Below are 19,993 nucleotides of genomic sequence, written 5' to 3'. Positions count from 1 at the left end.
AAGCACATGACATGCCCCGAATCGAACGAATCGACGTCCAGCTGGTCGACCTGCAACCGGCGGCCGTCCGCGTCGACGCGATGCAGTCCTTCGTCAAGCAGGAGACGGTGCTGGTCACCGTGCACACCTCCGACGGGCTGTCCGGCACCGGGTACTCCTACACGATCGGGACCGGCGGGCGGGCCGTGATGTCACTCATCACCGAGCACCTGGTCCCGGCGCTTCTGGGCCGGGACGCCCGGCCGGTCGAGGCGCTGTGGCGGCACATGCTCGACCAGACCCGCGCGACCACCGTCGGAGCCATCACCTCACTGGCGTTCGCCGCCGTCGACACCGCGCTCTGGGACCTGCGCGGCCGCCGTACCGGTGAGTCGCTGTGGCGGATGGCAGGAGGCGCGCACGAGCGGCTGCCCGTCTACGACACCGAGGGCGGCTGGCTGCACCTGCCCGTCGAGGAACTGGTGGACGGTGCGAAGCGGGCGGCCACAGCCGGGCTGCGCGGGGTGAAGGTCAAGGTGGGCAGGCCGTCGCTCGCCGAAGACGCCGATCGCCTCGCGGCCGTCCGCGAGGCGGTGGGACCGGGCTTCGAGGTCATGGTCGACGCCAACCAGGCGTTCACCTCTGCGGAGGCGATCCGGCGCGCCCGGACCTACGAGCCGCTCGGCATCGCCTGGTTCGAGGAGCCGCTGCCGGCCGACGACCTGCACGGACACCGGAGACTGGCGGCCTCCACCTCGGTGCCGGTGGCGGTCGGCGAATCCCTCTACTCCGTCCAGCGGTTCGGCGACTACCTGGCCGCGGGCGCGGTCGGCATCGTGCAGGTCGACGTGGCCCGCATCGGCGGGATCACCCCATGGCTGAAGGTCGCCCACGCCGCCGAGGCGTTCAACGTCGCGGTGAGCCCGCACTTCCTCATGGAACTGCACGTCAGCCTGGCCGCCGCGGTGCCGAACGGGATGTACGTCGAGTACATCCCGCAGTTGCGGGCGATCACCCGCGGCTCTCCGGTGATCGAGGACGGCCAGATGACACCGCCCGACGTCCCCGGCATCGGGATCGACTGGGATCCCGATGCCCTCGACGACCATCGTGTCGCCTGAGCCCCGTCAGCGAGCTCGCCGACGACATAGGCTGGCGATCGATGCCGGAAACCCGCCAGCCTTTCCCGCCTTTCCCGCCGCCCTCGACGTCACCGGTGACGTCACCGCCCAGTGGTGGGGGCTGGCTGCCGCACGGCTACCACCTCGGCACCCACTCTCATACCGAGGGCCAGCTGGTGTACGCGGCCGCCGGCGCCCTGGCCACCACGACGGCGCGCGGGACCTGGGTCGCCCCGGCCAACCGGGCGACCTGGACGCCGCCCGGCTTCGATCACTCCCATCGCTTCTACGGCAGGACCGACATCCGGCTCGTCACCATCCCGGCCGGCCTGTGCGACGCGCTCGTGGCACACCCCAGCGTGTTCGCGGTAAGCCCCCTGCTGCGAGAGGCCCTCCTGGCGCTGACCGAACGGCGGGCGCCGCGCCCCGGCGCCTACGAACGGCTGCGCGCGGTGGTGATCGACGAGCTCGCCGAGACCCCGGAGCAGTCCCTGCACCTGCCCGAACCGCGCGACGACCGGCTGCGTGCCGTCACCGATCTCCTGCACGCCGATCCCGGCCGCACCGCGACCCTGACCGAGCTGGGCCGGACCGTGGGAGCGAGCGAGCGCACCTTGAGCCGCCTGTTCCATACCGAGCTGGGCATGAGCTTCCACCGCTGGCGCACCATCCTGCGTATCCACCACGCCTTGGTCCATCTCACCGACGGCCGGTCTGTCACCGAGACCGCGACGGAGTGCGGGTGGTCCAACCCCTCGAGCTTCATCGAGGCGTTCACCGAGGTCGTCGGCCAGACCCCGGGCCGCTACCAAGCGGATCTGCGCGGCGGCGCGAAGTAACCACGCTGGCCCCGCGTGCACTAAATTGGCGGGTTTCCGGTATTCGGTGGCCATTTTATCGGTGGTCGGCGACCACTGTCGGGTCCCAGAGTGGTGGTCGGCACGCCGCACTCTTCACGGAGGTCCGGAAATACATGGTGGAAACAGGCGAGGACACCGCCGTAGTCATCGTAGGGGCCGGGGTCGCCGGACTTACGCTCGGCAATTTCCTGCTGCGCAACGGCATCGGCTGCGTCGTTCTGGAGAAGCACAGCCGTGAATACGTCGAGCGGCGGCAACGAGCGGGGACCATCGACAGCCGCGGGGTTCGAATGTTCCGTGAATGGGGGCTCGACGAGGTGCTGGAGGGTGCCCCCATCTCGCAGGCTGAGGGCGGCTTCTGGATCGACGGTGAAGAACTGCCGATCGAGTTCGAGGAGAACGACGACAACGCCAGTCTCTTCTGCCCTCAGCAGGTACTCGTACGGAACCTCACGGATGTTTTCCGCCGCGACGGCGGAGACCTCCGCTTCGAGGCCGCCGACGTTCGCCTGGAAGACGTCGGCGGCGAGCGTCCCCTTGTGCGTTATCGAGACGCCGCCGGTTCGACGAAGGTCGTCAGCTGCGACTTCGTCGCCGGCTGCGACGGCGACCGTGGCGTCAGCAGGGCGGCCATTCCCGCCGGCGCCCTCACTCGCCACTCCCATGAGTACGGGTATGCCTGGCTGAGCGTCCTGGCCGAGGTACCGGCACATCCCCATATCTGGAACTATCAAGCATTCGCCACATGGATTACCGAGACCATGCACAACGCCGGTGACGCCTCCTACGAGGGAGAGTTCCGCAAGCAGATCGCCCGAGCGGAACTGGAACGCCAGTTCACCTCTCCCTCTGCGAACCGCCTCTTCGGCGAACTCGCCGCCGGAGAGAATTAGGCGATGGCCGTGATCGCGGCTTCGAAGGTGGGTGCCCTTCACACCGACGCGGTGAGGAATTGCGTCTGGATCTGGACAGACCGGCCGGCCATGGGGAGTTCGAAGTGGTGGACCGCCGTCACCTCGTCGCCGTCCTCGTAACGGCGTTCGAGAAGGTCTCGTGCTTGGAGCCCGCGCAGGACACTCCAGACGTTGCCGAAAAACGCAATATGCGTGACAAAAAATGACATTCGCTCTTTTAGGCAACAATAAGCATTTCTCGGAGGCAGATGCCCAGTAATGATGAGCCGTGATGTCCCCCAACATCGATTCGACAGGAGCGCCGATGAGAAGACTGCTGACCGCCATCGTCGTCGCGGCGGCCGCCGTCATGTGTCTTTCTCCCTCTCCGGCAGAAGGATCGGCGCGGATGCTCGGCCCCAGCTCGAACGTCTGCGCGAACGCCCCCATCCCCACCGGCTCGATGCCGACGGCCTACTTCGACTGGTACCAGTGTGGCCAGCCCGGCACCATCTACTACAACGCGAAAACCCTCCAGGTCATCAGCGACACCGCCGCGGGCGGCACGGTGACCACCTGCATCACGCCTCCGCCCCCGGCCGGGTTCTATGCCACGGCGCTGTCCTACTCCTTCAACTGCGAAATCAGCAAGACTCCCAACGGCGTCCTCAATAACCAGCAGACCCTCACCAACATCAACGGTCTGCCCTCCGGCCGCACCCTCATCATCTGCGGCGTCCAATCGGCGCCGCCCGGCTGGACCGTCGTCGCCGTCGTACAGACCTACCTGTGCGTGTACCCCCGAGGCGGCGGGATCGGCGACAACGCCGTATCGATCCGCAAGCTCTGAGCCCCCACGCGGTCACCGAGCCTGACACCCCAGCCCAGGAGGTGTCAGGCTCGGACCATCCAGCAGTTCAATGCCGGCGCCTACCTCCACTCGTGGAACTGTGCGTGCTGCTCGCGTCGCGCTCGAGAGATGCGCCGAGGCTCTCTACAGCAGTCTCAACGCGCTGCGGACATCGCTGAGGAGGGTCGTCATCGCCCGCTCGGCGGCGTCCGGGTCTCCGGCGCAGATGGCTTCCATGACGGCCTCGTGGTAGCCGATGGTCTCGGGGACGGGGTAGTCGGAGCGGCCGTGAGTCGGTGACTCCCTGAGGACTTCCGCGATCGGATCGGCGAGGGCGGTGTACATCCCGTTGCCGGAGGCGCCGAGGATGATCCGGTGGAACTCGATGTCCGCGGCGAGGTAGCGCATCGGCCGGTGCGTCGTGCCGTAGCGGCGCATGTCCTGCGCGGCGGCACGGAGTGCGGCGCGCTCGTCGGCGGAGGCCCGCAGGGTGGCCAGGTGCGCCGCGATCGGCTCGATGCCAAGGCGCAGCTCCGTGAGAGAGCGAAGCTGGGCGGCGCGGTGCTTGCTGTCCAGGCGCCAGCGGATCACCCGGGTGTCGTAGACGTTCCACTGCTGCTCAGGCGAGATGCAGATGCCGGTGCGGCGCTGTGAGGTGACCATGCGCAGCGATTCCAGGATGCGCATGCACTCACGCGCCACCCCTCTGGAGACGGAGTATCGCTGTTGCAGGCTCTCCAGGGTGAGGACGGATCCGGCGGGCAGTTCTCCGCTGACGATGTCCGAACCCAGTGCGTCGAGAACCGCCGAATGGAGAGTCGCAGCCGACATACGATCACCCTACTCGTCACCGGGACGGCCATTCGCCGTCCCGCCTTGGGGCCGGGTCGTTCGGACGACGTCGCGCCAGGGACGCGTGCCGGGCGGAGCGGTACGGTCACTGGTCAGTTCTCCGCTTCGAGGGTCCTGCGGCGCTGACGGACCAAGGGCAGCGCCGTACTGATGAGGACAAGTATCGTCAGGGCGAGCAGTACGACGGCCGTCGGCGGGGAGGCGAAGATGCCGAAGCCGCCGTCGGAGAGCACCAGCGACCGGCGGAAGTTGGTCTCGAAGATCGGGCCCAGGATGAAGGCCAGCACGATCGGCGCGGGCGGGACGCCGATGCTCCGCAGGAGATAGCCGGCCAGGCCGGCGGCCACCATGACGGCGACGTCGAAGGTGTTGCCGTTGATGGTGTACGCGCCGACGATGAGGATCGCCCCGGTGAGCGTGGACATCACGGCGGGCGGGATCTTCGCGATCCGTACGAAGACCGGCAGCAGCGGGATGTTCATGACGAGCAGGATCAGGTTGCCGACCACCATGGAACCCACCACGCCCCAGAAGATGTCCGGGTGGCCGAACCGCTCCGGCGTGCGGGAGATCTTGCGTTCCACGCCGTACGAGACCAGCGACGCCAGCACCCCGCCGCCGCCGGGCACCAGCCCGAGCCCGGTGCCGATCAGCGAGCCCCGGCCGATGGCCCCGGTGTTCTCCTTGAGGTCGCGGCCCGTGGGGAGCACCCGGCCGACGGCGTTGGTCGTGGACACGCCGCGCCGGTTCTCGACGATGTTGACGAGGATCTCGGTCAGCCCGAACAGGCCCATGATCACGGCCACGATGTCGATGCCGCCCATGAGGTCGGGCACGCCGAACGCCCACCGGCTCGCGCCCGACATCGGGTCCTGCCCGATGGAGGCCAGCAGCAGGCCGATGCCCACCGCCACCAGCGACTTGACCATGGTTCCCGCGGAGGTGTAGGCGACCAGGATCAGGCCCAGGAGCGCCAGGACGGTGTATTCGGGCGAGCCGAAGTTCAGCGCGAAGTCGGCCAGGGCCGGGGCGAACAGCACCAGGCAGCAGGTGGCGACCAGCCCGCCGACGAAGGAGCCGATGGCCGCGAGCCCCAGCGCGCGACCCGCGTGGCCCTGCCGGGCCATTTCGTGCCCGTCGACGGTGCTGACGACCGAGGCCGCCTCGCCGGGGATGCGCAGCAGCACCGAGGTGATGGTGCCGCCGTACATGGCGCCGTAGTAGACGCCGGCCAGCATGATCACCGCGGTGGACGGCTCCAGGCCGAACGTGATCGGGAGCAGCAGCGCGACGGTCGGCGCGGGGCCGAGGCCGGGCAGGACCCCGACCATCATGCCGACGGACACGCCGAGCAGGACGAACAGCAGGTTCTGCGGGGCGAGGGCCACCTGCAGCCCGTCGGTCAGATTCTGGAGGATGTCCATGACTACCGGATCCCGGTCAGGGTGCCCAGCGGGGTGGGCACGTGGAGCAGTTCGATGAAGACGACGACGATCCCCGTCGTGATCGCGGCCGCTCCGATCAGGCTGCGGACAGGGGCGGTCCTGGTGATCACGATGAACCAGTAGAGGCAGGTCAGCGCCGTGGTGACGGTGAGCCCGAGCAGGGTGAGCATCGGCGGCGCCAGCGCCAGCAGGGGAAGGGCCGCCGCGACGGCGAGCCCGTCGGCGGGCCGCCAGCGCGTCCAATCGCGGCGTTCGCACCGTGGGTGATCCCATGCACGACAGGTCGCCATAGCCGTGGTCGTCTCCGACGAAGATCACCACGTTCGGCCGGTCAGGTCCCGGGCTCACAGCCATCGATCCGTACTCCCCATCCCTCGCGATTAGTCGGGAAAGGTAGCATCTTCCTGTGAAAGGTACAATCTTTGGCGCTCGAAGGGTGGAGGCCAGGGCCTTGTCCAAGTGGTTGTCGCGGACGGTGCCGAGGAACAGATGCTGCTCCTGGGTGACCAGCGCGACGACTGAACCGATCGGAGCAGCTCGACGACCGGCGGCGTGCGAAAACCCGGACCAGGATCAGGCTCGCCGCCACGACCCCAGGCATCGTTTTCGCCGAGCTGGATGTCCAGCTCGGCGTTTCAGGTCTCCGGCTTCGCATCCCTGAGACGGACGAACCCGACAGTGCGCTGACTGCCGAGGGGACAAGCTTTCCAGCGTGCAATCCGGGCAGCCAACCTCGTCGCGAGCTAGGTAATCGCACCAGGGCCGTTCAGGATGTCCCGCGATTCGGTCTCGGCCCAGCTGAAGATGCCGATCGACATGGTGCCGCGCTCCTGGGCGGCGCGGAGCGCGTAGACCTCGGCGCGGGCGGTGTGGACGGCCTTGTCCTCCGGGGCGGCGTCGCCGGCGAGCTGGGCGAGGTGGCAGGCCAGCCGGTGCTCGCCGGCGCGGGACAGTTCCAGTGCGCGGTCGGCGAGGACCTGGGCGCCGCCGGCGAGCGCGGCGAGTTCGGTGGCGAGGGCGGCGTCGGTGGCGGGCTTGAGGTGAGCGGGGTTGCCGTCGTACCAGCCGGCGAACTGGCGCCATACGTTGCGGACGATGAATTCCGGCTCGTCGTAGAGCGGCTGGAGGTAATGCAGCGCGGCCAGATCGTCCGGCACCCGCACCCGGTGCAGGGTCTCGACCAGTGTCGCGCCGTCGTTGAGGCAAGCGAGCGTCTGGTCGACGAGGGTCTCCAGGTAGCGGGCGGTGTTCTCCAGGGCCTCGCGTACGTGATCGGCGCCAACGACGGGGATGCCGTGGCTGCCGAGCATCAGCTCGGCGTCGAGCGAGGCCATCCAGCGCAGGGCGGCGGCCCAATCGACGGGGTAGCGCTGCACCTTCTGCGGGTTGCCGGCGTTCGGGGCGACGCCGAGGAACAGGTCGCCGGGGAAGAGGATCCGCTGCCGGGGGAGCCAGCCGACCACGTGGTCGTCTGTCTCGCCCCGGTGGTGGGTGAGTTCGAGGCGGAGGCCACCGGCCTCGACCACATAGGTGTCGGAGAAGGTGACGTCCGGTTCCCGGTATTCGGCCGGCCAGACGAGGTCTGGGATGCGGAACTGGCGGCGGTTGATGATCGTGTTGTAGCCCTGTGTGTCGGCGTAGCGCCGGAAGCGCGCGAGTACGTTGTCGTGCGCGATCACCTGCGGGCGAGGCACGCCGCGGGCATCGGCGGCGGCGTCGAAGGGGCCGAGTCCGCCGACGTGGTCGACGTGACCGTGGGAGTAGACGGCGTGGGTGACCGGCCCGGAGTCCCACGCGGTCACCCGCTCGTGCAGCTTGTCGGCGAGCAGCTTGACGCCGGTGTCGAAGAGTACGACTCCGTGCTCGTGCCGGAGGGCGAAGGCGTGCCCGAAGCCGGGCACCATCAGCACCCCGTCGGCGACCTCCTCGGCGTCACTCAAGGTGGATGCCACTATGGAGGTCGGCTCGCGCCGGCCCCACATCTCATCGGCCAGCTTGAGAATCGAGGAGGTCATGACGGGTCCTTTCTACAGCGGCTTTCGGGCGTGACAGTCACCACTTGATGATCGCGGTGCGGCGCCAGCGGCGTACAGGCCCGGCGTACGACCACGACGGTTAAGGCGGTCATCGCCAGCAGCGACGGCCTGCTGAACAGCGCGCTGACCAGCGTGAGCCCGACGAGTGAGTTCGCCGAGTAGAGGTAGCCGAGCGGCACGAGGTGGCTCACCCACAGCACGACCCAGCCCACGGTCAGGCGGACGTGGCGGCGCCGGACGGCCGGATCGCCGGCCGTCCGGGACGGCTCTATCCCGGCCTTGCGGCAGACGGCTTCGGTATGACGACGGCCCGGAGTCGCCGCGGTGCCTGCGGATCGCGCCCGCCCTTCCCGAGCCCGATCGCGCAAGCCCTCCCCGAGCCCGGATCGCGCCGGACCCGGCGTGCTGGTGAGCCACAGCGACGACGCCGCCCACGTCACACCGCCGTTCATCGACCCGGGCCTGTGCGCCGGGCTCCGCGCCGCGCACAACCTCGCCTGGAAGCTGGCCGCGCGGCCGCCCCCGACGCCCTGCCATCGGCCTGGCTGACCGTCGATCCGGAGGGCGGCGAGGGCGAACGGTTCCTCGCACGCTGGCTGCGGAACGCCGGCGTCGCCTGGGTCAGCGTCGACCCCGACCGCGTGATCAAGGCCGCGGGACCGTCCGGGGCACTGCGGTGAGTAACGGGCTCGCCCTGGCTACAAGGCGGAACTACTCGACGCGGCGATCGCCGAGGCGCTCGAGACCCACGCCGCCTGGCTGGAGAGGCTGCTCGCCGACGTCGACGAGCCCGCTGAGGTCTTCGCGACGTCGATGCGGCTCACCGGCCGGCTCGTCCGCACCGCCCCCGGCTGGCGCAGGTGATGATGCCGCGGGCTGCCTGATCGCCACGATGCACCCCTGCGCCACCGACCCGAAGGCCTCGGTCGACGACGTCGCCGACCAGACCGTGCTCAACGTCCTTCGGATGTTCGGCATGGACGAATCGGAGGCCCGCCGCATCGTGGCACTGCGGCTCCCGGCCGACGAGCCTCCGTCCGGGTCGATCTGAGCGTGACCGGGCCAGCCGGGCCGCCACACCGGATTCGCCCCGCAGCCGCACGGGCCCGTCTGGAGCCGTGATCACGTGGCTGGAAAAGGATTGGACGGGATGATGCTCGGGCTTGTAGCTTGCAGTCGACCGTGACACCGCCCCAGGAGGTGAGACCCATGAACGCTGTATCGATGTGGGTGCTCCCCCTTCCGGTCACGGCCGGCGATTGATGTAGGTGTCGCCGGGAGCGCCTCGACAACAAGGCACTCCCGAAAGGCAACACCTATGCACTTTCCGCAGTTCCCCGCCGAGCCGTCGTCGGACGATACGGTCGAGCGCGACATCTCCGGCCTCCGGTCGCCGGCCTCCGATCGCGCGCCCATGTTCGACGTGATCATTGCCGGGTGCGGCCCAACTGGCGCGATGCTGGCCGCCGAACTGCGCCTGCACGATGTGCGGGTACTCGTTCTGGAGAAGGAAACCGAGCCCAAGTCGTTCGTCCGCATAGTCGGTCTGCATATTCGCAGTCTCGAGCTGATGGCAATGCGCGGACTGCTGGATCGCATGCTCGAACACGGAAGACAGCGTCCGGCCGGCGGCTTCTTCGCCGCCATCCCCAAACCCGCGCCCAAGGGCCTGGATTCCGCGTACGCCTATCTGCTGGGTATCCCGCAGCCGGTCATAGAGCGTCTGCTTGAAGAACACGCGATCGAACTGGGTGCGCAGGTTCGGCGCGGTTGCGCGGTGGCCGATCTCGAGCAGGACGACGAGGGGGTGACCGTCGAGCTGGCGGACGGCGAACGCCTGCGTTCGCGCTATCTCATCGGCTGTGACGGCGGGCGCAGTACGGTGCGCAAACTGCTCGGCGTCGGCTTCCCCGGCGAGCCCTCACGGACCGAGACGCTGATGGGCGAGATGGAAGTAGGCGTGCCGCAGGAGGAGATCACCGCCAAGGTGGCGCAACTCCAAGACACCCATAAGCCATTCTGGCTCAGGCCCTTCGGCCAGGGCGTCTACAGCGTCGTCGTCCCCGCCGCGGGAGTCAGCGACCGCGCGGAACCGCCCACCCTCGACGATTTCCAACAACAGCTGCGCGCCATCGCCGGAACCGATTTCGGCGTGCACTCCCCGCGCTGGTTGTCCCGCTTCGGGGATGCCACCCGGCTGGCCGAACGGTATCGGGTCGGACGGGTGCTCCTGGCCGGCGACGCGGCACACATCCATCCACCCACCGGCGGACAAGGCCTCAACCTGGGCGTCCAGGACGCAGTCAACCTCGGCTGGAAACTGGCCGCCCAGATCCGCGGTTGGGCACCGGAAACACTGCTGGACACCTACCAGACCGAACGTCATCCGGTCGCCGAGGACGTGCTGGACAACACCCGCGCCCAGATGGAACTGCATTCCACCGAACCGGGCCCGCAGGCCGTGCGCAGGCTGCTCACCGAACTCATGGACTTCGACGAGGTGAACCGCCATCTGATCGAGAAGATCACCGCGATCGGCATCCGCTACGACTTCGGCGCGGGCCCCAACCTGCTCGGCCGCCGCCTGCGCGACATCGACGTGAAACAGGGCCACCTGTACGGTCTGCTGCACCGCGGCCGCGGCCTGCTGCTGGACCGCACCGAACGCCTGACCGTCGGCGGCTGGTCGGACCGGGTCGACTACCTCGCGGATCCCACTGCGGCACTGGATGTCCCGTGCGTCCTGCTACGCCCCGACGGCCACGTCGCCTGGATCGGCGACGATCAGCAGGACCTGGACGACCACCTCTCCCGCTGGTTCGGCAAGCCCGCCGACTGATTCGGCCTGAGCAACCCAAAAGGGCCCCGTAGGGAGGATCGGAACGGCCAGTAGCGACTGACCATCGGGCAGCATCAGCCGTGGTGCTCTGACGCCAGGGTCGGCCTGCGAGGAGGGTTGGCCTCCGAGTGACGACCGGAAGACGCCGGACTGGCCGCGCTGCTCGAGCGGGGCTGGCGGACGCGGTTCGTAGCCACCCGGGTCGTCGCGGCAGCCTGCCCCCGCTCTTGTTCCACTTGTCCCAAAAGCTACTTTGTAAAGGCGCCGGAGCGACGCAAAAACCCAAACACATAATCGAATAAATACCCAACTTAAATCGGCAAGGTCACGCTGCGCCTCACACTGGTCGTCGGGGCAGGCAACACGCTGGCCATGCCGTACGTCCCGGTGCCCACCTACCTGATGATCGTCGCGGTGGCGGCGGCCCTCGCTCTGCTCGCCACCGCGCTTCCTGCCTGTCTCGCCCATGGCCCCGCGTCCGGTCGAGGCCACCGGCGCGCGCGAGTAGCGCGAGGGTGCTCCAGGCGTTCATCGGTGGGACCAGCTCTTTTGCTTTGTTCGGAATTCGTAGTCGCCGGAGAAGCAGACATTCTGTAGACATTTTGTAGACGCCGAATAGACGGGCCTGTCACCATTCATGTGGTCCCTGAGGTGGTAAAACGGCACAGTTGCGGCGAGTGAGGATTTTTACGCAGATCAGCGGCAGGAAACCTCCTACGTTCATGTCCGTCCGGAACGACTACTGGACATCACGACTAATCAGGAGGACGGAATGCGAAAGATTCGCAGCATTCTCGCCGGGGGCGCCGTCGTCGGCTCTCTGGCAGCGGGTCTGGCCCTCGCGCCGGCCGCGAACGCCGCGACCACCGGGGTGGCGGCGACCACGGCGACCGCGACGGCTGCCAGTTCGAACGGCTTCCGGTGGTACTCGGGCTTCGGCCGGGGCGAGGACCGGGGCGACCGCAGCTACATCAAGGGGGAATGGCACCGCGATCGGTCCGGTGACGTCGTCTTCGTCTTCGCCATTGTGATCGTGGACGGGGACGACGACTACAACTGGGTCCGCTTCAAGTGGCAGGACGACGACGGCGACTGGCACTACCGCTGGGTCAAGGCCTTCGAGGGGCGCCGCTACTCCTACCGGTTCGACCGGGACGACTACCGCAATCTCCGCATCGGGCTCTACGGGAGCGAGAGCCGGGGCGGCGACTTCGGAGGCTGGCACAAGTTCTAGCCACCGCTGAACCCGAGGCCGTCCGTCTCCCTTGCCGGGGAACGGACGGCCTTTCCCTTGGTATAGGGGCCTGTTCCGTCAAGACGGGTTGGCCGCTGTGAAGATCTTGCCCGCCATACCGATGCCCTAAGTCAACGGCATCGCAGCCCTACCAAGGGACGATCTCGCCATGGCGATCCAGGAAACGCAGGCCAGGGCTGCCGGCCTGCGCCTCGAGGACGTCGACGACGGCCGGGATGCACCGCACGGCTGACGGCATCGTGTCTCGCATGCCCGGCGCGAACTCTCAGCCCCGCAGGGCGCGCACTGGTCCCGTGTGCGACGAGGCCGCACGTCCAGGGCAGTGGTCTCGCCGACCGCGATCTCCAGGGTTCGACGTCTGAGGGTGAGGCCGGCGGTTGCGTACAGCCGACGACCCCACGGAGCGCGTCGGGGATGGGCTGCTCACCCTAACCACCGGGTGGGTGGCCGACCGGTATGGGGGCAGAACCACGGCGGACCAGCTGAACTGACCTCGGAGCGCCCTGAGCAGTGACGCACCCTACTCGGTCAGGTCGTGGCGGTGGCCGTTGAGGAGGGCGGTGCCCAGATGGGTGGCGGAGTGGAGCACCGTCTGACCGTGACGCTGGCTCGTCGCCAGCCCGGCTTCGCGCAGGGTCGTGACCTGGCGGCTGGCGGTGGAGGGAAGGACGCGCAGTTGCCGCGCCAGCTCGGACGTCGTGCACGCGCCGGCAGCGACGGCCTCCAGTACCCGGGCGCGGGTGAGTCCGAGCAGGTCGGCCAAGGTCTGCGGCGGATCGCCGCCCACGCCGTGCGCCCACGCCGGGTCATGCTCGATGGGATAGACCAGAACCGGCGGAAGCTCCGGATCGCGCAAGGTGACGGGGGCCTGGCGGCAGAAGAAGGACGGCTGCAGGATCAGCCCGCGTCCCTCCAAATGGATGTCGTGCTCGGCCGGGTAGGCCAATTCCAGCACCGGGTACGACCAGCGCGCCGACGGGTGCAACGTGGCGAACACCGCCTCCCAGCCGCCCTCCGACAGCAGGCGGGAGCGGCGTGTCCGGTCCTTGCCGACCTCCACCCGGATCTGGGACCAGTACGGCGACAGGCACGCTTGGAAGTAGGCGCCGGTCGCCGTCGCGACGGCTTCCACCTCCTGCGTACCGCCGGCCGCCAGGCCGTGGGTCCAGGAGGGCAGCCGGGTGGTGGAGTGCCTGTGCGACAGCTCCGCCAAGTCGGCGCGCAGCCGGTGACGCGGCGTGCGGCGCAGGCTCTCCATGCCGGCCTCCAGCGAGCCGGACTCCGTTCGCGGGGTGAGGAAGTCGACGGTGTAGCCGCGGGGCGGCGCGAGGGTGGTCAGCCGCCCGGTGAGCGACGGCACGCGGCGGAGGGTGCGTCGCTTCCACTCGCCGTAGACCACGCTGTGCTCGCGGCGACGTAGCCGGTTCAGGCTGAGCATCAGCTCCCACATCGTGTCGGGTTCCCGGGCGATCCGGGTCCGCGCCAGATCGGCGCCGGTGAAGTGGATGCGCAGCACGCTCGTCAATCCTTCCGGGAGAGACCATGTACGCCTGAATGAGCTGGTCGGTGGTCCAGGCCTGAAACCGGGTCCGAGGTCCAGCGTGTGGCTTCGGGGACGGAATCTCCAGGAGATTCAGGCTGGCCTGAATAATGACGTCCGGGAAGAATCACCTCAGGGGATGCCAAATACGGGGGGCGTCGATGGTTTATCGCGTTCACTTCACCAGTCAGGATCTTGCTCGTACGCGGGTGGCCGAGGCGCCAATGCCCTTGGCGGAGCTGCAGCTGGCGATACGGATGTTGCAAGACCGTGAAGCGGCGTGGTTGGACGGCTGGCGCCGACGGGTCATGCCCCGGCTGCCGCAGCACGCGCGCATGGTGTTATCCCTGGTTCCCGCGGTCGGGTGGGCACCGACCTTTCTCGGCCCGGGTAAGGCCGGCACCCTGCCAGAACTGGTCGAGGAAGTCAGAGCGACCCCGCCCGACGTGATGAACAACGAACTCGCCGCGATGGCGGAGCTGCAGAGCGTCCCAACATGGGCTCGCCGTCTCGGCGACGACGAAACGCTGCGCGGACAGCTGTGGGAGGCGCTCGAGCAGCTGTACGAGCAGCTACTGGGCCCCTATTGGCAGCGGCTCACCGGCTGTTTCGCGGCTGATCGCGCTGTCCGGACCCAGCATCTGCTCGCCGGAGGCGTCGAGCGGTTGCTCACTCTGGCCAACCCTCTCTGGATGCGTTGGAACCCACCGGTGCTGGAAGTGCGGATGGCGAATGGGCTCGACCACGATCTGTATCTTCAAGGGCAGGGCATCGTGCTGGTGCCGTCGGCCTTCGCATCGCGCTCCATCGTCGACGACGACGAGAGCCAACCGCAGGTCACCTATCCCCTCCCCGGCGATCTGTCTCTCGACCGGTTGACCGCCCTGGTCCCTGAGCAGGAGGTCCCGGGCTCCACAGCCGCTTTGGCCGCGCTGCTCGGGAACACCCGCGCCGCCGTACTGAGCGTCATCGCCGAACACCCCGGCTGCACCACCACGGAACTGGCCGGGTTGAGCGGCACCACGCCTCCAGGTGCGAGCCAGCACGCCACCGTTTTGCGGGAGGCCGGGCTCATCCATACGACCCGCTACCGCAACACCGCACACCACACCGCCACCACGCTGGGCATCGCCCTGTTGAACGGTCCGGACGGCACACGGCAGAACTGACACGCCGATCGGCGTCCTGGGGCGAGTGCGCGGGACACCGGCCCACAACGACCCGAATCCCGAGCCGTTGCGCCGGGATCGTGTGCCGCGGCGAGGAGGCCGATGTGATCGTACGGTGGCTCTTGTCCTTTGCCCTCGCCTTATCCGGTCTGGCAGGCCCGGCGGCCGCCGCGGTGCAGGTGGCCACCGCCGAGCCGCTGCAGCCGGGCCCCGGCCAGTACTACGAGGCAAGGGTCCGCGTGCTGAGCAACGCGTCGATCGCGGGCGGGGCCACGGTGACGGTGAAGGTCGCCGGGGTGGGCGGCGTGCCCGCCGGCGGTGTGTCGAGTGTCGCGGTCAACTTCGCGGCCAAGGGCGCGAGCGGGACGGGCGGCCTCATCGTCTACCCCTCGGAGTTGACGGCCGCGCCGGGTGTCACCGGCACCCGTTACCGGTCTGGGGTGTGGGAGGACCAGCTTCTGACGGTCAAGCTGGGCACCGATGGTTCCATCAAGGTGAAGAACACCGGGTCGGCGGCGGTGAACGTCTACGCCGAGGTGCGGGGCTACTTCAGCGCCGCGGCCGCCGGCCCGGCGGGCGCGGCGTACGTACCGCTCGACACCGCCAGGCTCGTCTCCAACCAGAGCGTCGCCGCCAACTCGACCTCGGCCTTCACCGTCACCGGTGTGGGCGGCGTCCCCGCGACCGGGGTGGCGTTCGTGGCGCTGACGGTCGCCGTCAAGAGCACCGGGTCCGGCAAGATGTTCGCCTACCCCTCGGGCGGGACGCTGCCCGGCGGGGCCGACATCGAGTACCGGCCCTCCTATTACCAGTCCAACCTGGTCATCGTCGCGCCGGGCGCCGACGGGAAGATCGCCGTGAACAACAGCGGCCCGGCCGCGCTAAGTGTGTACGCCGATGTGGCGGGCTACTTCGTGACGCCCGCCACCGCGGTGTCCCCGTCGGCGCTGGTGCCCGTGGCTCCGGCGAGGATCGCCGGCAACGTCACGGTCGCGGCCGGCGCCACCGCCACGGTCGCCCCGCTCGGCAAGGGACGAGTGCCCGCGAGCGGTGTGTCCGCCGTCGGGGTGAACATCACCGCGAAAGGCACGGCCAACGGCATGATCCGGGTCTATCCCGGCGGGCAGCAGAGCGTCCCGAGCGGCGGATCGATCGCCTACCAGCCGAACGACTTCTGGTCCAGCCTTGTGCCGGTCAAGCTGGGGCCCGGCGGTACGTTCGTGATCCTCAACACCGGAAGCGCGAACATCAGCGTCGCCGTGGACACCTTCGACTACTACAGGGCCGCCACCGTACCCGCCCCGCCGAGCGGGGTCACGGCGACGGCGGGCCAGGGGAGGGCCACCGTGAAGTGGCGCGGGCCGTCGGACGGCGGCGCGCCGATCACCGGGTACACGGTGACCTCCACCCCTGGTGGCAAGACCGCGAGCGTGCCCGCCGGCACGCTGGAGGCGACGCTCACCGGTCTCACCGACGGCACCGGCTACACCTTCACCGTGAGCGCGGTCAACACCGCCGGCACGGGGCCAGAATCGGCGCCGTCCGACCCGGTGCGCCCGCAGCCGGCTGACGTCCCGATGCCGCCGCCCGGGCTGCTGGTCACCCCGCTCGACCAGCGGGTGGACGTGCAGTGGGTGCCCGCCGTCGACGGCGGCTCGGCGATCACCGGGTACACCGTGACGGTGCAGCCCGGCGGCCGGTCCGTCGACACCGCGCCCGACACCACGGTGACCTCGGTGACCGGCCTGGCCGACGGCACCGCGTACACCGTGTCGGTGGTGGCCAGGAACGCGGCCGGAGCGAGCGCCCCCTCCACCGCCAAGCCCGTCACACCGTCGGCGAGCCTGCCGCCGGGCCCGCCCGACCACCTGCGCGCGGGGCTGCCCGCCTCCGGCAGCGTGCAGCTGACCTGGGACCCGCCGGCCGTCACCGGCACCAGCCCGGTGACCTCCTACACGGTGACGGCCAGTCCGGGCGGCAAGACCGCGACGGTCACCGGCACCACCGCCACGCTGTCCGGGCTGGATCCCGCCACCGCCTACACCTTCACCGTCCGCGCCGCCAACGCCTCGGGCACCGGCGTGGCCGGCGCGCCCACCCAGGCGATCACGCCCAAGCTCACGGTGAAGAGCGCTCCGGTGGTGCTCTCCCCGGAGGCGGCGGCCACCCTGCGCACCGTGCACGAGGGCCAGGCGCTGGAGTTCGACAATCCTCCGGCGGAGGTCACCGGGCTCACCGCGGGCACCCTGCTCGTCATCGGGCAGAGCACGCTCACGCCCGAAGGCTTCTTCGGCAAGGTGGTCCAGACCATCAGGCAGAACGGGCTGTTCATCGTCCAAACCGTCCCCGCGACACTGGCCGAGGCCTTCACCGACGCCAACTTCGCGGTGGACGGCCAGATCGACAGCGGTGACCAGGTGACGTTCGTGCCGTCTCTGCCGGGGGCGCGCCTGGTGCGGCCGGTGAAGCAGGGGGTCTCGGCGCTCGGCGGCGGGGGAGTGGTCCTGCGTGACGGCGCCCTCGTCATCGAGGTGGAGCACAGCTTCCAGGAGAAGGGCCGGATGGTCACGAAGGTCGAGGGCCAGGTCACCCTCCAGCAGCGGACCAAGATGAGCGCCGGAACCGACTCCAGCGCCCGCGGCGTCGACATCACCAACTCCACGAGCGTCAGCTCCGAGCTGCGCGTGAAGCAGAACCTCAGCCAGGAGTTCGAGAAGCGGGTGCACATCGGGCACGTCAACGGGCCCTGCTTCACCTTCAACCTGGGCCGGGTCCCCGTCGTGGTTTGCCTGCGCTTCTCGGTAGCGCTGGGCATCGAGGGCGGGGCCTCGGTCGGGGCGACCTTCTCGGTGCACTGGGACAAGACGCTCGGCACCCGCTGCCACGTCGTCAAGGGCGGCACGACCTGCACCCCGGTCGACGACGGGCCCGGCTTCTACCTCGACGGCGGGGTGGGCCTCTTCGGCGACTCCAGTCTCACCGCCACGGTCTCCACCGACATCCAGCTCCTCGTGTACGGTGTGGTCGGCCCGGCCCTGGTGGTCGACCTGCCGGGCGTACAACTGAAGGCCGACACCACGCAGAACCCGTGGTGGGAACTTCGCGGCCTCGCCCGGCTGGGCGCCGCGATCGACCTCGGCGCCATCAGCAAGGACTACTCGCTCTGGCGCAAGGACAACATCGTCAGCGCCTCCTACACCATCGCCCACGCCGCCAGCCCGTTCCAGGGCATCAAGGTCACCCCACCGCTCGGCACCGTCGGCCCGGGGCAGAACCATCAGTTCAAGGTCGCCGTCTCCGGCTACCCCGACGACGTCGAGACCCAGTGGAGCATGGTGAGCGGCCCCGGAACCGTGACCCTGGGCGGGCTGTACATGTCGCCGCAGGAAGGGATCGCCGAGGTCGCCGTGGTCAGCCCGGCCACCGGCGGGCATCCCCAGCTGGAGGGCCGGGGCGGAGTGATCGTCGGCACCCAGTACGGCACCCCCGGCCCGCCCCAGCTCGACGCCTACACCAAGCCCACCCTGCGCGGTGCCTCGGTGAGCTGGACGCCGCCGGCCGACCACGGGGCAAGCCCCATCAGCGGGTACGTCGTCACCGCCACAGCCGACGACGGCAGCGGCATCAAATCGGTGTACGCCTACGACGGTGATGCCACGCACCAGCTCATCCAGGGGCTCAAGCCCGGCGTGAGCTACACCGTGTCGGTGATCGCGCAGAACAACAACGGCACGGGCGAGCCGTCCGGCACCACCGTCCTGAAGCCGCTGGACATCGTCTTCCCCGGCCCGCCCAGCACGCTGGGCGCGGACCTCGCCAGCAGCACCGAGTATCCGGGGCGGCCCGACTCGACAGGCACCGCCGGCGGCATGGGCGGCGGCTCCATCTCGGGAGACGGGAAGTACATCGTCTTCGAGACCCAGGGACGCGGCAACCTGATGCCGCAGGACTCGCCGTACCGCCACCCGGCGAGCAGGTACCCCTACGTGGTGAGGAAGCAGGTCGACGGCACCGGTGGCGGTTCGGTGGTGGCGTCGATCGAGCCGGACGGCAATCCCAGCTACAACATGTACACCGAGCCGCTGATCAGCAGAGATGGCAATGTGGTCGCCTACACCGGGTCCAGCTACGCCCGGCCCGGCGTCTTCAGAGGCGTGGTCCACGACATCACGGCCGGGACCTCATGGACGACCGAGGACAACGCTCAGATCTACGGCGTCAGCGACAACGGACAGGTGGTCCTCTACTGGAAGTCCGCATCCGGCCAGGCCGCCAACCTCTACCGCCAGGTCAAGGGCGCCGCGGCACAGAAGCTGACCAACTGCACCGGGCTGAGCGGCCCGGAGTGCGCTCTGACGCCGCCGGGCAGGGGGATGCTGTCCGGCGACGGCAACCGGGTGGTGTGGTCCACGGCCGACTCGGCCGGCAAGCGGCACAGCTGGCTCTACAACGCGCCCAGCGGCACCACCACCGAGATCTTCCCCGGCGCCGACGTCGCCGCCCCGCTCATCTCGGGCGATGGGCAGGTCGTCGTCCTGTCCTACACCTCGCCGGACCGCCTCACGTCGTGTTTCGTGATCAAGGCGCTGAGCAACCCGCCCCCGACCGCCGCCGACTGCCGAGTCAGCGACACCAGCGCCGGGCGGGCCGAACCGATCTTCCTCAGTAAGGACGGCCGGGCGCTCGCCTACCGCTGGATCGCCTTCGCCGGCGGCTCTCCCAACCGGACGAGCCTTCGCGTGTACTACGACACGACCACCACCCACATCGCGGGCGGCTCACCGGACACCTGGCCGAGTACGGCGTTCATCACCGACGACAACCAGCGGCTCGTCTACAGCTTGTGGCGCGATGAGGACTCAGGGGGTACGTCGTCCACGGTGCCGGGGCTCTGGTACGACTTCACCACGGACAGCATGTCCCTCCCTCTGAATCTCGGCCCCTCGACGGAGGAGAAGCGGGCTCGGGCCGGCCGAGTCCCGCCCCGCGAACTCAAGCCCTTCGTGCCACATCCGCTCAAGGCCTATCAGGCCGCCGTGCCGGACGATGACGATGAGGCGGGAAGGGAAAAATCTACTTTGTAAAGGCGCTCGGGCGGAACAAAAACCCAAACACATAATCGAATAAATACCCTCATTTAGAGCTAACCGGCTT

General features: G+C 68.9%; 17 protein-coding genes. 10 read left to right on the top strand and 7 right to left on the bottom strand.

Annotation, left to right across the window (positions count from 1 at the left end; translation table 11 throughout):
- Positions 1 to 11: 11 nt before the first annotated feature.
- The 3 genes from AB0C30_RS46610 (at position 12) to AB0C30_RS46600 (ending at position 2,853) form a co-directional block, all read left to right on the top strand.
- On the top strand, positions 12 to 1,100 hold the full coding sequence (locus AB0C30_RS46610; protein ID WP_357956439.1) for a mandelate racemase/muconate lactonizing enzyme family protein: 1,089 nt from the start codon (positions 12 to 14) through the stop codon (positions 1,098 to 1,100).
- Between the two features lie 41 nt (positions 1,101 to 1,141).
- The gene (locus AB0C30_RS46605) at positions 1,142 to 1,939 is read left to right on the top strand and encodes an AraC family transcriptional regulator (RefSeq protein WP_357956437.1); all 798 of its coding nucleotides are present in this window, start codon (positions 1,142 to 1,144) and stop codon (positions 1,937 to 1,939) included.
- A 134-nt stretch (positions 1,940 to 2,073) separates the two neighbouring features.
- Positions 2,074 to 2,853 carry an FAD-dependent monooxygenase gene (locus AB0C30_RS46600; RefSeq protein WP_357956435.1) on the top strand — a complete coding sequence of 260 codons (780 nt, stop codon included), beginning with the start codon at positions 2,074 to 2,076 and terminating at the stop codon, positions 2,851 to 2,853.
- Positions 2,854 to 2,891: 38 nt separating this feature from the next.
- On the opposite strand, the gene AB0C30_RS46595 is transcribed toward AB0C30_RS46600, so the two are convergent.
- The gene (locus tag AB0C30_RS46595) at positions 2,892 to 3,083 is read right to left on the bottom strand and encodes a hypothetical protein (protein WP_357956433.1); all 192 of its coding nucleotides are present in this window, start codon (positions 3,081 to 3,083) and stop codon (positions 2,892 to 2,894) included.
- Positions 3,084 to 3,178: 95 nt separating this feature from the next.
- Between AB0C30_RS46595 and AB0C30_RS46590 the strand changes: the two genes are divergently transcribed.
- Entirely contained in the window at positions 3,179 to 3,703 is a 525-nt protein-coding gene (locus AB0C30_RS46590) for a hypothetical protein (protein ID WP_357956431.1), read from the top strand.
- A gap of 144 nt (positions 3,704 to 3,847) precedes the next feature.
- On the opposite strand, the gene AB0C30_RS46585 is transcribed toward AB0C30_RS46590, so the two are convergent.
- From AB0C30_RS46585 to AB0C30_RS46565, 5 genes are all read right to left on the bottom strand, one after another.
- On the bottom strand, positions 3,848 to 4,534 hold the full coding sequence (locus tag AB0C30_RS46585) for an FCD domain-containing protein (RefSeq protein ID WP_357956429.1): 687 nt from the start codon (positions 4,532 to 4,534) through the stop codon (positions 3,848 to 3,850).
- A gap of 113 nt (positions 4,535 to 4,647) precedes the next feature.
- The gene (locus tag AB0C30_RS46580) at positions 4,648 to 5,979 is read right to left on the bottom strand and encodes a tripartite tricarboxylate transporter permease (protein WP_357956427.1); all 1,332 of its coding nucleotides are present in this window, start codon (positions 5,977 to 5,979) and stop codon (positions 4,648 to 4,650) included.
- 2 nt (positions 5,980 to 5,981) lie between these two features.
- Positions 5,982 to 6,290, bottom strand: coding sequence for a tripartite tricarboxylate transporter TctB family protein (locus AB0C30_RS46575; protein ID WP_357956425.1), 309 nt, complete (start codon positions 6,288 to 6,290; stop codon positions 5,982 to 5,984).
- A 453-nt stretch (positions 6,291 to 6,743) separates the two neighbouring features.
- Positions 6,744 to 8,015: an alkyl sulfatase dimerization domain-containing protein gene (locus AB0C30_RS46570; protein ID WP_357956423.1), complete on the bottom strand. Its 1,272-nt coding sequence runs from the start codon at positions 8,013 to 8,015 to the stop codon at positions 6,744 to 6,746.
- The gene (locus tag AB0C30_RS46565; protein WP_357956707.1) at positions 8,012 to 8,488 is read right to left on the bottom strand and encodes a hypothetical protein; all 477 of its coding nucleotides are present in this window, start codon (positions 8,486 to 8,488) and stop codon (positions 8,012 to 8,014) included. Before AB0C30_RS46565 ends, AB0C30_RS46570 begins: the two co-directional genes overlap by 4 nt.
- Between AB0C30_RS46565 and AB0C30_RS46560 the strand changes: the two genes are divergently transcribed.
- From AB0C30_RS46560 to AB0C30_RS46545, 4 genes are all read left to right on the top strand, one after another.
- Entirely contained in the window at positions 8,439 to 8,585 is a 147-nt protein-coding gene (locus tag AB0C30_RS46560; RefSeq protein ID WP_357956421.1) for an FAD-dependent monooxygenase, read from the top strand. The two genes, AB0C30_RS46565 and AB0C30_RS46560, sit on opposite strands and share 50 nt — an antisense overlap.
- A gap of 343 nt (positions 8,586 to 8,928) precedes the next feature.
- On the top strand, positions 8,929 to 9,087 hold the full coding sequence (locus AB0C30_RS46555; protein ID WP_357956419.1) for a hypothetical protein: 159 nt from the start codon (positions 8,929 to 8,931) through the stop codon (positions 9,085 to 9,087).
- Positions 9,088 to 9,450: 363 nt separating this feature from the next.
- On the top strand, positions 9,451 to 10,875 hold the full coding sequence (gene rox, locus AB0C30_RS46550) for a rifampin monooxygenase (protein ID WP_357956703.1): 1,425 nt from the start codon (positions 9,451 to 9,453) through the stop codon (positions 10,873 to 10,875).
- A gap of 772 nt (positions 10,876 to 11,647) precedes the next feature.
- Positions 11,648 to 12,109, top strand: a complete 462-nt coding sequence (locus AB0C30_RS46545; RefSeq protein ID WP_357956417.1) for a hypothetical protein — start codon at positions 11,648 to 11,650, stop codon at positions 12,107 to 12,109.
- 541 nt (positions 12,110 to 12,650) lie between these two features.
- On the opposite strand, the gene AB0C30_RS46540 is transcribed toward AB0C30_RS46545, so the two are convergent.
- A complete protein-coding gene (locus AB0C30_RS46540; protein WP_357956415.1) occupies positions 12,651 to 13,646 on the bottom strand; it encodes a winged helix-turn-helix domain-containing protein in 996 nt (331 codons plus the stop codon).
- A 254-nt stretch (positions 13,647 to 13,900) separates the two neighbouring features.
- On the opposite strand from AB0C30_RS46540, the gene AB0C30_RS46535 reads away from it, so the two are divergent.
- A complete protein-coding gene (locus tag AB0C30_RS46535; protein ID WP_357956413.1) occupies positions 13,901 to 14,839 on the top strand; it encodes a winged helix-turn-helix domain-containing protein in 939 nt (312 codons plus the stop codon).
- A 104-nt stretch (positions 14,840 to 14,943) separates the two neighbouring features.
- Positions 14,944 to 19,923, top strand: coding sequence for a fibronectin type III domain-containing protein (locus AB0C30_RS46530; RefSeq protein WP_357956411.1), 4,980 nt, complete (start codon positions 14,944 to 14,946; stop codon positions 19,921 to 19,923).
- Positions 19,924 to 19,993: the final 70 nt, after the last annotated feature.

The organism is Nonomuraea sp. NPDC048901 (assembly GCF_040649695.1).
In the GTDB taxonomy this organism is placed as follows: domain Bacteria; phylum Actinomycetota; class Actinomycetes; order Streptosporangiales; family Streptosporangiaceae; genus Nonomuraea.
This window is presented reverse-complemented; position numbering and strand designations above follow the sequence as displayed.

Coding starts and splice junctions, on each gene's coding strand:
- AB0C30_RS46610 (WP_357956439.1), top strand. CDS start 12: ATGCCCCGAATCGAACGAATCGACGTCCAGCTGGTCGACCTGCAACCG.
- AB0C30_RS46605 (WP_357956437.1), top strand. CDS start 1,142: ATGCCGGAAACCCGCCAGCCTTTCCCGCCTTTCCCGCCGCCCTCGACG.
- AB0C30_RS46600 (WP_357956435.1), top strand. CDS start 2,074: ATGGTGGAAACAGGCGAGGACACCGCCGTAGTCATCGTAGGGGCCGGG.
- AB0C30_RS46595 (WP_357956433.1), bottom strand. CDS start 3,083: ATGTCATTTTTTGTCACGCATATTGCGTTTTTCGGCAACGTCTGGAGT.
- AB0C30_RS46590 (WP_357956431.1), top strand. CDS start 3,179: ATGAGAAGACTGCTGACCGCCATCGTCGTCGCGGCGGCCGCCGTCATG.
- AB0C30_RS46585 (WP_357956429.1), bottom strand. CDS start 4,534: ATGTCGGCTGCGACTCTCCATTCGGCGGTTCTCGACGCACTGGGTTCG.
- AB0C30_RS46580 (WP_357956427.1), bottom strand. CDS start 5,979: ATGGACATCCTCCAGAATCTGACCGACGGGCTGCAGGTGGCCCTCGCC.
- AB0C30_RS46575 (WP_357956425.1), bottom strand. CDS start 6,290: ATGGCGACCTGTCGTGCATGGGATCACCCACGGTGCGAACGCCGCGAT.
- AB0C30_RS46570 (WP_357956423.1), bottom strand. CDS start 8,015: ATGACCTCCTCGATTCTCAAGCTGGCCGATGAGATGTGGGGCCGGCGC.
- AB0C30_RS46565 (WP_357956707.1), bottom strand. CDS start 8,488: ATGAACGGCGGTGTGACGTGGGCGGCGTCGTCGCTGTGGCTCACCAGC.
- AB0C30_RS46555 (WP_357956419.1), top strand. CDS start 8,929: ATGCACCCCTGCGCCACCGACCCGAAGGCCTCGGTCGACGACGTCGCC.
- rox (WP_357956703.1), top strand. CDS start 9,451: ATGTTCGACGTGATCATTGCCGGGTGCGGCCCAACTGGCGCGATGCTG.
- AB0C30_RS46545 (WP_357956417.1), top strand. CDS start 11,648: ATGCGAAAGATTCGCAGCATTCTCGCCGGGGGCGCCGTCGTCGGCTCT.